Genomic DNA, 14,368 nt, shown 5'->3' on the forward strand with positions numbered 1-14,368 from the left:
ATTTTTAATCAGATCAACTAGTTTGTTTGTAGTTTGTTAAAACTTAATGACATAAGAAGGATATTTTTAATGAAAAAAGTCGCAGTGTTACTGAGTGGATGCGGTGTTTTCGATGGAACAGAGATCCATGAATCGGTTTTAACGCTTTTATGCTTATCCAAAGCGGGGGCTCACTACCAATGTTTTGCACCTGATATCAAACAGATGCATGTGGTCGATCATCTCACTGGCGAGGTCGATGCGACAGCAAGTCGTAATGTGCTGGTGGAGTCGGCGCGCATTGCCCGTGGCGAAGTCAAATCGACCACAGAATTAGCTATCGCCGAATTTGATGCCTTGATCATTCCCGGTGGTTTTGGTGCGGCGAAAAATCTGTGTAATTTTGCGACGAACGGCAGCGAGTGTGAAGTAGATCCGCTGGTCACAGATTTTATTAATGAGTTCATTCTGGCGAAAAAGCCCGTTGGCTTTATCTGTATCGCACCTATGATGATCCCGCGTTTATATCCCCATGGCGTAAAAGGCACTATTGGTAATGATAGCGATACTGTTGCGGCGTTCAATTTGATGGGTGGAGAGCATCAAGTCGCGACTGTGCATGAGATCGTCGTAGATGAAGCGAATCGAATAGTCAGCACTCCCGCTTATATGTTGGCTGGAAGTATTGCTGAAGCGCATTCAGGCATCGAGAAGCTGGTTGCTAAGGTACTGGAGATGACTGACGCACGTTAGTTTGAGCGGTTTGTAGAAGTGTAAGAGCCCGTCATTGAACCAAGATAAATCCCCATGCGTTCTTCAGGATTTATCTTGGTATAATGGAATTAGATTGAGCTTGAGGACTTGCGGCTATCGAATAAACCTTGGGCTAACCCTATGAGTAAGCCACCAATGTGGGCACCGTTCGCAACGGCAACCCCTAGAATATCGGTGAATCCCAATGCCAACCAAATCATCATAAAGGCCATATATGATGGTGGAAAGTCTATTCCAGCAGCAGGTTTACGTATCCCCATGACCCAAGTGTAACCCACCACTGCATACACAACGCCAGATAGCCCGCCGAAGTTAGGTCCACCGACATAATATTGGATGACGTTTGGCAGTGTGCCCGCCACAAACAGCAAGATTAGCAATGGTGCTGTGCCGATTCGGGTTTCGATTTTTCCGCCTAAATACCACCACCAGAGCAAGTTAAAGATGACGTGCATGGCTGAAAAATGCAGCAGGCTTGGGGTAAAAACACGCCAGAACTGGCTGAACTCTGAATTTGGTACCGCGCCAAAATAGGACAGTGCTGCGTAGGTTTGGTTGGCGAACCCTAAGTTCATCGCCGCAAAAATGAGTACGCAAACCGCAAAAACGATCAACGTGACTGGGCCTGCGCCGGTAATGAATTGGGTAAACAACTGTAGCGAAGGGGCGCCGTAATCTATCTTAGTTTGGGTATCGCCGTGTTCCCACGAGGCTTGCAGATATTTACTGTCGTAGGGATGAGCCATGAAATGGGCAAACTCTGTGCGCGCTTGCTCCAGATCTTTGTCATGGATGACGAGAATGGCGACACCTTGCTCCAGCGGCTCAATTTGGCAGTCAATGTGTTCACCTTTGAGGTAATCGACAAATGCCTGCGCGGCTCTACTGTTGGGGAGTCGGCCAATTTCTATCATGCATTTGCCTCATGCCAGGCGCTATAGCCGCCGTCTAGACTGTAAACGTCATCAAACCCTTGCTCGCATAAATACTGCGCCGCATTTTGGCTGCTCATACCGTGGTAACAAACCACTACCAGTGGGCTGTCCATATCGGCTTGGCTAATAAATTGCGCTAGGTTTTCGTTATTCAGGTTAGTTGCACCTGCAATATGGCCGTTGGTGAAGCTATTGCCATCGCGGATATCGACGATTTGCACTGGCTGTGCTTCGGTCATTTGCAGCAATTGATTAACGCTTAAGTGTTTAAAGGAAGACATAATAAAACCTGACAAAGCTAAGAGATGGAAATCAAGATGGGATAAGTGTGCAACAAGGGGCTGCGAGTGTACAGCCCCTATCTAAGTAATGCTCTGCAGGATTAATCCCAGCTGAGGATCACTTTACCCGATTGGCCCGAGCCCATAGCGTCGAAACCTTGTTGGAAATCATCAATCTTGAAGTGGTGAGTGATGATAGGCGAAATATCTAAGCCCGATTGGATAAGGCTCGCCATCTTGTACCAAGTTTCGAACATTTCGCGGCCGTAGATGCCTTTAATGACCAAACCTTTGAAGATCACTTTGCTCCAATCAATCGCCATTTCGCCACCAGGAATACCCAGCATAGCGACTTTGCCGCCGTGGTTCATGGTATCTAACATGGCGTGGAAGGCTGATGGTACGCCAGACATTTCTAAACCGACGTCGAAACCTTCGGTCATGCCCAGTTCTTTCATCACGTCTTTCAGGCTTTCTTTAGACACGTTCACTGCGCGAGTAGCACCCATTTTTCGGGCCAGCTCTAAGCGGTATTCGTTAACGTCGGTGATCACTACATGGCGCGCACCTACGTGACGACATACTGCCGCAGCCATAATGCCGATTGGGCCTGCGCCTGTGATCAATACGTCTTCACCGACTAAATCGAAGGATAATGCTGTGTGCACAGCGTTACCAAACGGGTCGAAGATTGACGCTAAATCATCGCTGATGTCATCAGGGATTTTAAAGGCGTTAAAGGCGGGAATCACTAAGTATTCCGCGAATGAACCTTCACGGTTTACACCGACACCAGAGGTGTTGCGGCATAAATGGGTGCGGCCAGCGCGACAGTTACGGCAGTGGCCGCAGGTAATATGACCTTCGCCAGATACGCGGTCGCCAATCTTAAAACCACGCACTTCTTGTCCGATATCAACCACTTCGCCTACATATTCATGGCCAACAACCATAGGAACGGGAATAGTTTTTTGTGACCACTCGTCCCAGTTGTAGATGTGCATGTCGGTGCCACAAATCGCCGTTTTTTTAATTTTGATCAGCAGATCGTTGTGGCCCATTACTGGCTTAGGCGCATCGACTAACCAAATACCTTTTTCGGCTTTTAACTTGCTTAGTGCTTTCATTGTCTTGAGTCCTAAATAATGCCCATTTCTTTGGCAATACGTGTAAAGGCGGTGATCGCTTTGTCGAGTTGCTCACGGGTATGTGCCGCTGACATTTGCGTACGGATACGGGCTTGTCCCTTAGGAACCACAGGGAACGAGAAGCCAATAACATAAATATGTTCTGCTAATAAGCGGTTAGCAAAGTCGCCCGCCAGTTTCGCATCGCCAATCATCACAGGGATAATCGCGTGGTCGGCGCCGCCTAAGGTAAAGCCAGCTGCTGACATTTGCTCACGGAAATAACGGCTGTTTTCCCATACGGCTTCGCGTAGTGCTTGGCCTGATTTGAGCATTTCTAACACATGGATAGATGCAGTCACGATTGACGGCGCTAATGAGTTAGAGAACAGGTAAGGACGTGAACGCTGGCGTAACCAGTCGATGACTTCTTTTTTACCCGAAGTGAAACCGCCCGATGCGCCGCCTAAGGCTTTACCTAAGGTGCCTGTGATGATGTCGACTCTGTCCATCACATTGCAATATTCGTGGGTGCCACGGCCGTTCGCGCCAATAAAGCCTACCGCGTGAGAGTCATCGACCATCACCAGTGCGCCGTATTTATCGGCTAAATCACATACACCTTTAAGGTTTGCAATCACGCCGTCCATGGAGAATACGCCGTCGGTGGCGATCAAGATGTTACGGGCGCCTGCTACTTTAGCGGCGATCAGCTGAGTTTCTAAATCGGCCATGTCGTTGTTGGCATAACGGAAACGTTTGGCTTTACATAAACGTACACCGTCGATGATAGAAGCATGGTTTAACGCATCGGAAATAATCGCGTCTTCTGCATCTAACAGGGTTTCGAACAGGCCGGCGTTGGCATCAAAACATGAAGAGTAAAGAATGGTGTCTTCGGTGCCGAGAAATTCGCTTAGGCTAGCTTCTAGCTTTTTATGGATATCTTGGGTGCCGCAAATAAAACGTACCGACGCCATACCAAAGCCGTGGCTGTCTAAGCCCTGTTGGGCGGCTTTGATTAGCTCTGGGTGATTCGCCAAGCCTAAGTAATTATTCGCGCAAAAGTTAATAACTTCTTGCTGATTAACTTGAATGGCAGTCTGTTGCGGTGAGGCAATAACACGCTCGCTTTTATATAAGCCTTCGGCTTTGATGTCTGCAAGCTGTTGATTAATCTGTGCGTAGAATGAGGTAGAGGCCACCTGATATCTCCTTAGTTAACTTTATTCTGATTTTGGGAGTGGCGGCATTCTAACTCTAAACCTAATCGGCCTACAGCCTTTTTTTCATGCAGGTTCGCAAGATAAACTAGTTTAGGGCTAAAGTGGTTTTTACATTATAAAAACTAATGTGCAACATAAGTTTGCCACTGTTTGGCTGAGTCTTCTTTTAAGGAATGTAGAGCGAAAAACGGGCTCGCACTCAGCACTATAATTGCTTTGAGTCTAGTACCAAATGCGAGTTCCCAACATAGGTGTTTGGGATGATGCTAGAGGGATTCTTGATTCGCTAACGCGTGATAATGCTGCTCTAGGCGAGTAAACGTCGCAACGGAAGTCGGGGTTGCATAGGCTTTGAAAATCATCAGTACCCTCAATACACCTTCATAGAGCGTCGCTTTAGTGATGGTCGACGTGCTGGATTGCGTGAGTTGGTAGCCGATCCAAAAGCTGACGATCATCTTGATGGTATCCGCCAGTGGCGTGATTTTGTCGCTCTCTAAGTGTAAAAAGCCATCTTGCTTAAGTTTATGCAGCACGTGGCTCGAACGCGTTAAAACTTGTTGCTGTGCATGCAAATAACGTTTTTTTAGTTCTTCATCGCGGGCGAGAATATCCGCAAGGTTGGCGTACATAAAGCGGAATTGCCACAGGGTATAGAACATCGCATCGAAGTAGCCGATTAACAGTTCCACATCCACTTGCTTATCTTCATAGGGTTGGAAACCCGATTCGAGATGATTCTCATATAAGCTGAAAATACAGCGGATAATGTCTTCTTTATTGCGAAAATGGTAATAAAGATTCCCGGGACTCATATTTAAGTGAGCGGCAATGTGATTGGTGGTGATGTTTCTTTCGCCATGCTCGTTGAACAGTTCAAGACTGGCATAGATTATTTTGTCGCGGGTTTTCATAAGTTATCCAAATTGCTAGTGAACGCCACATCATAGATAGAGTTAACCAACGACCGCCATACTGCTGGTAAATTATCCCTAATTTGGTGCATATGCTAACATTGCCGCCATTCATCAGGCAAAACTCATAAGCACGTTTTTAATGAATCGTTTTCTCTATTCCACGATATTATATTTATTATCCCCTTTGCTAATCGTCTATTTAGCATTTCGTGCTATTAAAAGCCCTGATTACCGTGGTCGTTGGGGGGAGCGTTTTGGATTAACCCGACTAAAATCGACGGATTTACTGATCCATTCTGTGTCTATGGGGGAAACGCTCGCGGCAATCCCCTTGATCCGTTTGATTATGCAATCACACCCTGAGCTAAGTATTACGGTTACCACAACCAGTCCAACGGGGTCTGCCGAAGTGCGCAAAGCCTTTGGTGACTCAGTGCAACATTGTTATTTGCCCTTTGACTTACCTTGGTGTGTGCGGCGTTTCTTGCGCCAAGTCTCGCCCAAGTGGTGTGTGATTATGGAAACTGAGTTGTGGCCTAACTTAATTGCTGTTGCTGCCAAACGCGGTGTGCGTTTGATGTTAGCGAATGCCCGCCTGTCGACCAAGTCGGCGGCGCAATATGCTAAGCATCCAACACTCAATCGACCTATGTTGCAACGACTCGATGTTATTGCGGTGCAAACTCAGGTGGAAGCGCAGCGTTTTATCGAGTTAGGTGTATCGCCGGACAGAGTGACAGTATGCGGTAGCTTGAAGTTTGATCTCAGTATTACGCCCGAGCGTTTAGCCAATGCCAAGCAGTTGCGTCAGGCTTGGGGGCGTGAAACATCGCCGATTTGGGTTGCAGGCAGTGTGCATCCTGGAGAATTTGACGCCATGCTCACCGCCCATAGGCAATTATTGGCTCAGTGGCCCGATGCCTTGATGATTATTGCACCGCGTCATCCTGAGCAGTTTTCTGCCGTTGCTGAGGTTGTTGCCAGCCAAGGTTTTGAATCTGTTCGTCGCAGCGGAAATTTTCCCGTGACGGCTACGACACAAGTGCTGGTGGGCGATACCATGGGTGAACTTCTGACCTTTTATGGCGCCGCGGATCAAGCTTTTGTCGGTGGTACGCTGATCGCTAACGGTGGTCATAATCCCTTGGAGCCAGTCGCTATGGGCGTACCTGTTATGGTGGGGTCTAACCATTGGGACTTTGCCCAAATTACGCAGATGTTGGCGGACGCTGGTGGGCTAAGGATTGTCACTTCGGCGGATGAACTGGCGGCTAATTTGATTGCCTATTTTGCGAAACCTGAGTTGCGTCAGCTTGCGGCAAACGCGGGGTTGGCAGTAGTTGAGGCAAATCGCGGTGCCTTGCAACGACAATTTGTTTTAGCACAATCCCTCATAAAGGCTTAATTAAACGGAATAATTTGTTAAGTGGATCAGGCGCTTTGCATCGCCGCTTGGTAGCCCATCATCAGTGATGACCAGTTATCGGCGGTGAAGGCAAGACTTGGCAGTTTGCCTTGTTCTTTATTGAAAGAGCGTAACAGTCTGTCTAGATTCGATTGCCGCCATTGCGGGCTCGGTGTTTTTAACTCCCCGCGGTCGAAATCGATAAGATAAAAGCGCTCTGGCGTTATGGGTGCAGTTTGCGCAGGCTGGAACAGAATATTTTTGGCATTGAGATCGGCGTGGTACACACCGCGCTGGTGGAATTGGGCGATAGTTACTCCCAACGCTTGCCATTGCTCAGTGCTCATTATCCCTTTGCCGAGTTTAGCGACTAAATCTTCGGCGCCTTCGACTCGTTCGATAATGATATCGGCGCGGTAAAATAATCCATCGCGTACTATGTTGGCGGCAATCGGCTTAGGTACCGCAAAATTCTCGTGATACAAAATGTTTAATAAGCGTAACTCGCCGATGGCGCGGGTATTTTCGAGGCCAGTATAAACGTAAGCATCTTTGCTGAATTTCTCCATTAAGCCGCCACGCCAATAATGCCGCAATACCCAATGGCTGTGTTCAAATGCCACAAACCAAGTGGTGTAGCGGCCTTTGGATGAGCCGACGACAGCATCTTTAGCACGCCAAAAATCCACCGTAAACCAAGTCGGAGCGATATCTGTTGGTGTATCTTGGCAAAGCGCCATGTGACCTTGGGCGGTTTTTATGATCTGTATCTGAGCATTCATGGGAGATTTGTTGACTTAAGCGTGGCACCTAGCGCCATTCTACATTAAGATCCTTAGCTTGCGCCAAATAACCTTAAGAGCTAATTAGCTTCAATCCCAATGAGTTTAAATCCCAATACCATGAATTCCCTTTGTTTGCTTCGCTTATCCGCAATCGGTGACGTCTGTCATGCCGTGGCTATGGTGCAGGCGATTCAGCGGCAATACCCCGAGCTCAAAATCACATGGGTGATCGGTAAACTCGAATATCAATTGTTGAAGCATTTACCCGGCATTGAGTTTGTTATTTTTGATAAATCTCAAGGATGGCGTAGCTATTTTAATTTACGTAAGGCATTAAAAGGCCGACGTTTTGACGTGCTGCTGCATATGCAGGTTGCGCTACGTGCCACTTTAGCTTCATTGGCCATCTCGGCAAAAATACGTATTGGTTTCGATCGTGCTCGCGCCAAAGAAGGCCAGTGGCTAGTGACGAATCGTAGGGTTGAGCCCTTGGCCAAGCCCCATGTGCTCGAAGGATTTATGGGATTCGCTAAGGCGATTGGCGTCAAGGATCTCACTCCTCAATGGCATATCCCTGTACCCATTGCGGATACTGAATTTGCCCAGACGCAGATTAAGGACAATGAAAAAGTCTTTATCATCTGCGCCGCAGCCAGTAAGGCTGAACGTAACTGGTTGCCCGAGCGTTATGCCGCCGTCGCGAGCCATGCGATTGCGAAAGGATTTAGAGTCATGCTGTGCGGTGGCCCAACTCAACTTGAGAAGGATTTAGCAGAGCAAATTTTGCAGGCGTGCCCTTCTAAAATCGATAATTTAGTGGGCAAAACCAGTCTGGCTCAACTATTAGCCCTGCTAAAACGCGCTAGTTTAGTGTTAGCGCCTGATACGGGCCCTGCGCATATGGCGGTGACCCAAGACACGCCAGTCATTGGTTTATATGCCCATTCAAATCCTGGGCGCACAGGTCCTTATCTATCGCAGCAATATGTGGTGAGCGCCTATGATGAGGCGATAGCATCCCAACATAGAGGTGAAGTTAAGTGGGGTACTCGCGCCAAAGGCGAGCATTTGATGGCGTTGATCAGTGTTGAAGCCGTGATTGAGAAGTTTGAGTTAGTGGTTCAGCAGACACTCAGTTAAGGCTTGTTAGTATCGTGCATTCTTGTTCAGCACTCTTGAAATATCGCTGCATTAGCGGTGGGTATTCAGAATATCGTTTAGGAGATAAATCATGCGGATAGCTATTGCCATTGATAGTTTAGCGGGTGGCGGAGCCGAAAAGGTCATGATTACCTTAGCCAAGAAATTTATTCGCTTAGGGCATGAGCCGCATTTTTTAGTCATGGAGGATAATCGCTATTATGAAACCCCTGAGGACTTACCCGTTCATCAATGTTTTGCCCCTAAGGATAAAGATTTCGACCATTTTGTGCGATTGAATGCTTCGGTTCACAAGCTCAGCGCAAAAATCGCTGAAATTGAATCTAAAGTGGGCAAGTTCGATTTGTTTTTATCTAACTTAGATAAAACTAATTTGATGATGACCAAAACGGGCGTTTCACCGCTTTATGTCATAGTCCATTCCTCAGTGGAAGAAGAGTTGAGCCGCCAATTTAAATTGGGGCCGTTCGCGTACTTTAAAAAGCTCAGAGCCAAAAAAGCGCTCAATGGCCAGCATTTGATTACCGTCTCAAATGGCATAGCAAATGAGATCAAAGATAAAGGTCGTTTGCATCCAGCATCGATGCAGACTATCTATAATCCATTTGAGTTTAATGACATCACATCTCAATCACAGCAAGATAATCCGCAAATTCCTCAGGGTGATTATCTTATTCATGTCGGTCGCTTTGCTAAGCAAAAACGCCATGATGTGCTGTTTGAAGCCCTCAAGCTCACGCAAAATCAGCTTCCCGTGGTGCTCTTGTGCCACAACCACAAGAAAGCGATAAAAGCGGCGAAAAAGTTTGGTATTGAAAAGCGATTAATTATTCCCGGTTTCCAAAGCAATCCTTTTCCTTGGATTAAGCAGGCTAAGGCATTAGTGCTTAGCTCCGATTTTGAAGGTCTGCCGACAGTCTTGATTGAATCGTTAGCGTGTGGGACGCCTGTGGTGAGTACTGATTGTCCCCATGGTCCTAGTGAGATTTTAACTGGGAATTTAGCACCGTATCTTGTGCCGCGTCGCGATCCTGCGGCGTTAGCAAAAATGATAGATGAGGTTGTCAGCCAACCGCCATCCCTTGAACAGGTGGATATTTTGGCCAAAGTGGATGCCACCTTAATTGCTGAACAATATTTAGCGTTGGCCAAATAATTTAACAATTTATTGTAGGAGGATGCGGGTGGAAGAAGTCAAACAAGCCAAAAGACGTTACTTATTTTACATAGCGCAAAACTATTCCTATGCGATGTTAAGGCCTCTTCAACAAGTCATTTGGGCTAGAGGCGATGAGGTTTGCTGGTTTTTAGAGGGAAATGAAGTCGACGCTAAGTTTCTAAAGGCTGATGAGTCGCGTTTGTTGAGCATTGATGCCGTTAAGGCGTGGAAACCCGATGCGGTATTTGTTCCTGGGAATGTTGTCCCTCGTTTTATTCCTGGGGTTAAAGTCGGGGTATTTCATGGCTTTAATGCAGGTAAAATGAATCATAAGGGCCGTGAAGATCACTTCGAAATCCGTGATTGTTTTGACTTGTATTGTACCCAAGGCCCAGCGACAACTTTGCCTTTCCTTAAGCTTGAGAAAAAGTTTGGTACTTTTACTGTAGTTGAAACGGGATGGCCTGCGCTCGACCCCCTATTTCTTGAGAATAAAGATAATCCCTATATCAAAGCTGATGACCCAAGGCCAGTAGTACTCTTTTGCTCAACATTTTCCCCAAGTTTGACCTGTGCACCTGTAGTATTTGAGCAGATTAAAGCCCTGTCGCAAAAGAGCCAATGGCGCTGGTTAGTGCAATTTCATCCTAAGATGAATCCTAAGATTGTTGAGCAGTACAGGGCTTTAGAAAACGAGAATTTACAGTTTATTGAAACTGACAATGTGATCCCTTTGCTGCAGGCGGGTGATGTAATGTTGTGTGACACTTCATCGATTCTGCTGATGTTTTTAATGCAGCGAAAACCCGTAGTGACCTTTAAAAATCAGTCACCTAAAGATCATTTAATCGATATCAGTCAGGTTGAGGATATTGAATCTGCATTAACGCGAGCACTGAGTCGTCCAGATGATTTGATGGCGAATATCCATGATTATTGTAATCAAATTCACCCTACGGGGGATGGCCAATCTAGCCAGCGAGTTTTAGCCGCAACAGATGCTTTGATTGATAAAGGCACCGATTGGCTTAAGCCTAAACCATTAAACTTGCTGCGCCATTTTAAAATGCGTCGCAAGCTAGGTTATTGGAAGTTGTTTTAGCTAGCTGTTGTTACTTATGGGCCGATATTTTAATATCGGTCCATTTTGTTAGCCTTGTAGTTTCGTTTCTTCCACCAGTTTAAAGATGATTTCTTGCATATTTTTCTGGAAATCTTCAATACTGTGGTTGGCTTTGATGTAGTTAACCGCCTTAATCGCGAGCTCTTGCCTGAGTGGTTCGTTTTCCATGAGATGGCGTATGCCATCGACAAATAAATCGACTTTGTCAAAACCATCCCCGATCACTGTACCTGTAAATACGCCAAATTGGCTAGTCAGCTCGTCAGGATCACGACAACTGACGAGAAGAGTGCCATAAGATAAGGCTTCTAAGAAAGAGATAGGTAGAGCTTCATGGATTGAAGTGTTAACCAATATTTTAGCATCTTTGATTAATTGCGCCTTTTTCTCGCCTTCTACATGGCCGACAAAATGTAGGTTGGGAATATTTAGGTAGTCATTCATGATGGACTGATTTTTCTTTGACTGCCTAAATGACTGACCTAGCATGAAAAATTCATATTCAGGCATCAGTTTAGCTATTTCGCAGAACAACCAACCACGTTTGACGGACTCAATTCGTCCCAGAAAGATAATGTGATTTTTCTTCGGGTGTGCTTCTACATCGAAACTATGATCGATCTCGATAGGATTGGGTAAATATTTGATTTCTGTTTTATCATCGAGATTATAGAGATCTCTGGCTTTACGATCTAAAAAGCGTGCCTGAGAAATAAATGAGACTTTCCCTGCTGCCCAAAGGTCATGAACAAACTGATAAATATTACTGTCCCAATAACTTTTTTCTGGGAAAAGTTTGACGGTATTTATTTCATCCCATTCATAATCAGGTCTTGGATCTTGAACCCAAAAGAGGAGCTTTTTATCAATATTAGGGATAGTTTTCAGAATACGATAGGAGTGGGTTGTCATTTCTATTGACAAAAATATATCGTAATTTTTCTTTTTCAAAAATCTAATATTAAGAAAATCCATAAATTTAGCCGCTAAGCGATAAACTTTAATGCCATCGATCATATAGCGACGAGGTATTAATCTTTGCTTGCTGCAGTCTTTTTTTATGAGCACTTCTACTTCAATATTCTCATTGGGTAAGTGTTTGGCGATTAAGTGACGTGCTAGAAAACCGTACCCACCGTACACTGTGCCTGTGCCACCAAAGTACTCATCAACTAATAAAGCCACTTTAAGCTTACTCATTACTACCCCAAAAAATCATTTATTGCTAATTCTACTTAGGCAGAATTATTTGATGGGAGTATTTTGATATTTTTCAAATAGACTATCAATGAAATTATTTATTCATAAATACAGAATGGATGACCTTATAAATAACTGTATTACATATGTTCTGTAATCGTGATTATATAAACCAAAGGTATTATATCTTTGTGTCTTTTACGCTAAAAATGATACAGGTGTTAAGTTTGATGAGCGCTTGCGAGTGATTTAATGGGCTTGCATATTGTATCAGAGTGTAACTTTTCAGCGAGATTAAATAGAAACTCTATTTATATTAGCCATAGAGCTCCTATTTACTACTGATAAAGATATTTATTCTGCCAAATTCAAATATTGCTGAGCAATATATTGGCTGTCTACGGCTTTAAGAATCGCAAGATCTTCAAGTGATGGGGGCGATGCTAGACATTTTAGAGCCTTCTGTGCCAGCAGTGCTGGTTGACGAACGGGGACTAAGTATTTTGCTAAGTGCCCTGTAAGGATTTCATTTGGGCCGTGAGGACAGTCTGTGCTGACAACTGGCGTGCCGCAGGCTAATGATTCAATGACCACAGTGGGCAAGCCTTCAAAGTCGGAGCTCAGCAGCATCAATTCTGCTTTAGCAATCCAAGCATAGGGATTATGTTGAAAACCAGGTGTGATAATTCGGTGTTCAACGCCGTATTTTTTGGCTAATTTACGCGCCTTATTTGGCCGATTACAGAGAAGAACTAGCTTAGGTGCTGTCGGCATATCCCTCAATGCTTTGAAGAGAATGTCATGGCGTTTTTGACGAGTCACTCTACCCACATGGATCATGTAAGGTTCATTGGGAATTTCGGCAATGACTTCTTGAGTTTTATTTTTTATTTCTTCTAAGCGAAATGGGTTGTAGATGGTTTGCACGCTCTGTGGTTTTAACCATGATGTGGCCCTTAGCTCGTCGGCAATACCATTTGAGACTGTGATGATTTTTTTGCCGATCAGAGCTTTGGCTTTTTTCCATCTGCGCCAGAAATGTACTGGGCCGCGTTTTAACTCCATCAGTAACTCTTGCTTTAACGCGCAATGACAGAAGTAGTAGCAAGGATCGAAATGACAGCCGGAAACAACAACATCGCAGTCTGTTGAATTGCTTAAAAATAGTGAGAATTCCCCCGTTTTTTCTGCTTCGTTCACTTTCGCTATAAGTTGTTGTCTCTGCTCCTGAAGCGAAGGTTTTTGACCCGCTTCAAACAGATAATGAATGGTTACATTTTGTGGCGGTATAAAATCGCCTTCCTTGTGAAACACAAACAAATGCACATCCTGACCTGCTTCCTGCAACACTTCTGCCTGCGATAAGGCTATTTTTACCGTGCCGTTGGAGAAAAAGTTATGGCAAAAAATCGCGATTTTCTTCATATAAGTGCTCTTCTGCGTGTCTTTTTTAAACGTCGTGGTTTCAACTTAGCTTTGGCTCAGCGTAATAGCGTTGAATGGGTGAGCGACATCGTATTTGGTCGGTTTCAATTAGGTGAAACATTATATCAGTTTGCACCTTTATAGGGGCTTACTCACTTGGATTCTTGCCAATTTTGAGGCTTTTTGTGGCTATTTAAAGCCGATTTTGCTGCGATTATTCACTCGCTTGGCTAAAACGAGTAGACTGACGAGCAATGATTTTTGGCATCCATGTGAGTTGAGTCAGTAAAGTGCATACAAGAGCGATTTATCCAGGAACCTTTGATCCTATCACCAATGGCCATGCCGACTTGATTGAGCGTGCGGCTAAACTGTTTAAACATGTGGTGATTGGCATTGCGGCTAATCCTTCTAAGCAGCCAAGATTCACCTTAGAAGAGCGGGTTGAACTGGTAAACCGTGTCACCGCTCATTTGGATAATGTCGAGGTGGTGGGATTTTCTGGCCTGTTAGTGGATTTTGCTAAGGAACAAAAAGCCAGTGTGCTAGTGCGTGGCTTGCGTGCGGTATCTGACTTTGAATATGAATTTCAGCTAGCAAATATGAATCGTAGATTGAGCCCAGATCTAGAAAGCGTGTTTTTAACGCCTGCCGAGGAAAATTCCTTTATCTCCTCAACCTTAGTAAAGGAAGTCGCTTTGCATGGTGGCGATGTGAGCCAGTTTGTTCACTCAGAAGTGGCGACAGCATTAGCAGCAAAGCTTAAGCTGGCTAAACCTTAGATTTTACCTGCGTACCTGATGGTTTTTACGTAGGTGTTTTGTGTTAACTTTGAGGCATTGTGGCCTCGCGATGATACTTAAAAGGATGT

The 14,368-nt window shown here is 45.2% G+C and carries 14 protein-coding genes; 6 read left to right on the top strand and 8 right to left on the bottom strand.

Annotation, left to right across the window (positions count from 1 at the left end):
* Positions 1–69: 69 nt before the first annotated feature.
* A complete protein-coding gene (elbB, locus tag AC5YB3_RS11950; protein WP_012588959.1) occupies positions 70–732 on the top strand; it encodes an isoprenoid biosynthesis glyoxalase ElbB in 663 nt (220 codons plus the stop codon).
* Positions 733–821: 89 nt separating this feature from the next.
* On the opposite strand, the gene glpG is transcribed toward elbB, so the two are convergent.
* The 5 genes from glpG to AC5YB3_RS11975 all read right to left on the bottom strand — a co-directional run bounded on the left by glpG (position 822) and on the right by AC5YB3_RS11975 (position 5,236).
* Positions 822–1,667, bottom strand: coding sequence for a rhomboid family intramembrane serine protease GlpG (glpG, locus tag AC5YB3_RS11955; RefSeq protein WP_259589908.1), 846 nt, complete (start codon positions 1,665–1,667; stop codon positions 822–824).
* Positions 1,664–1,969, bottom strand: coding sequence for a thiosulfate sulfurtransferase GlpE (glpE, locus tag AC5YB3_RS11960; protein WP_006084745.1), 306 nt, complete (start codon positions 1,967–1,969; stop codon positions 1,664–1,666). The genes glpG and glpE overlap by 4 nt, the downstream gene beginning before the upstream one ends.
* Positions 1,970–2,070: 101 nt before the next feature.
* Positions 2,071–3,096, bottom strand: a complete 1,026-nt coding sequence (tdh, locus tag AC5YB3_RS11965; RefSeq protein WP_006079369.1) for an L-threonine 3-dehydrogenase — start codon at positions 3,094–3,096, stop codon at positions 2,071–2,073.
* An 11-nt stretch (positions 3,097–3,107) separates the two neighbouring features.
* Positions 3,108–4,301: a glycine C-acetyltransferase gene (locus AC5YB3_RS11970; protein ID WP_494525385.1), complete on the bottom strand. Its 1,194-nt coding sequence runs from the start codon at positions 4,299–4,301 to the stop codon at positions 3,108–3,110.
* A 287-nt stretch (positions 4,302–4,588) separates the two neighbouring features.
* Positions 4,589–5,236 carry a TetR/AcrR family transcriptional regulator gene (locus tag AC5YB3_RS11975; RefSeq protein WP_011845372.1) on the bottom strand — a complete coding sequence of 216 codons (648 nt, stop codon included), beginning with the start codon at positions 5,234–5,236 and terminating at the stop codon, positions 4,589–4,591.
* Positions 5,237–5,378: 142 nt separating this feature from the next.
* Between AC5YB3_RS11975 and waaA the strand changes: the two genes are divergently transcribed.
* The gene (gene waaA, locus AC5YB3_RS11980; RefSeq protein WP_259577673.1) at positions 5,379–6,644 is read left to right on the top strand and encodes a lipid IV(A) 3-deoxy-D-manno-octulosonic acid transferase; all 1,266 of its coding nucleotides are present in this window, start codon (positions 5,379–5,381) and stop codon (positions 6,642–6,644) included.
* 26 nt (positions 6,645–6,670) lie between these two features.
* Here waaA and AC5YB3_RS11985 read toward each other — a convergent pair whose 3' ends face one another.
* A complete protein-coding gene (locus AC5YB3_RS11985) occupies positions 6,671–7,426 on the bottom strand; it encodes a 3-deoxy-D-manno-octulosonic acid kinase (protein ID WP_259577666.1) in 756 nt (251 codons plus the stop codon).
* Between the two features lie 99 nt (positions 7,427–7,525).
* On the opposite strand from AC5YB3_RS11985, the gene AC5YB3_RS11990 reads away from it, so the two are divergent.
* The 3 genes from AC5YB3_RS11990 to AC5YB3_RS12000 all read left to right on the top strand — a co-directional run bounded on the left by AC5YB3_RS11990 (position 7,526) and on the right by AC5YB3_RS12000 (position 10,851).
* A complete protein-coding gene (locus AC5YB3_RS11990; protein ID WP_494525386.1) occupies positions 7,526–8,569 on the top strand; it encodes a glycosyltransferase family 9 protein in 1,044 nt (347 codons plus the stop codon).
* 91 nt (positions 8,570–8,660) lie between these two features.
* Positions 8,661–9,746, top strand: a complete 1,086-nt coding sequence (locus tag AC5YB3_RS11995) for a glycosyltransferase (RefSeq protein WP_494525387.1) — start codon at positions 8,661–8,663, stop codon at positions 9,744–9,746.
* A 22-nt stretch (positions 9,747–9,768) separates the two neighbouring features.
* Positions 9,769–10,851 (top strand): CDP-glycerol glycerophosphotransferase family protein, encoded by a 1,083-nt coding sequence (locus AC5YB3_RS12000; protein ID WP_375163566.1) that lies wholly within the window; start codon positions 9,769–9,771, stop codon positions 10,849–10,851.
* A 48-nt stretch (positions 10,852–10,899) separates the two neighbouring features.
* Here AC5YB3_RS12000 and AC5YB3_RS12005 read toward each other — a convergent pair whose 3' ends face one another.
* Together AC5YB3_RS12005 and AC5YB3_RS12010 are read right to left on the bottom strand one after the other, a co-directional pair.
* A complete protein-coding gene (locus AC5YB3_RS12005) occupies positions 10,900–12,072 on the bottom strand; it encodes a glycosyltransferase family 4 protein (protein WP_041408555.1) in 1,173 nt (390 codons plus the stop codon).
* Between the two features lie 354 nt (positions 12,073–12,426).
* The gene (locus tag AC5YB3_RS12010) at positions 12,427–13,497 is read right to left on the bottom strand and encodes a glycosyltransferase (RefSeq protein ID WP_259214356.1); all 1,071 of its coding nucleotides are present in this window, start codon (positions 13,495–13,497) and stop codon (positions 12,427–12,429) included.
* 290 nt (positions 13,498–13,787) lie between these two features.
* Between AC5YB3_RS12010 and coaD the strand changes: the two genes are divergently transcribed.
* A complete protein-coding gene (gene coaD / locus AC5YB3_RS12015; RefSeq protein WP_259214355.1) occupies positions 13,788–14,279 on the top strand; it encodes a pantetheine-phosphate adenylyltransferase in 492 nt (163 codons plus the stop codon).
* Positions 14,280–14,368: the final 89 nt, after the last annotated feature.

The organism is Shewanella sp. 1311 (genome assembly GCF_059338235.1).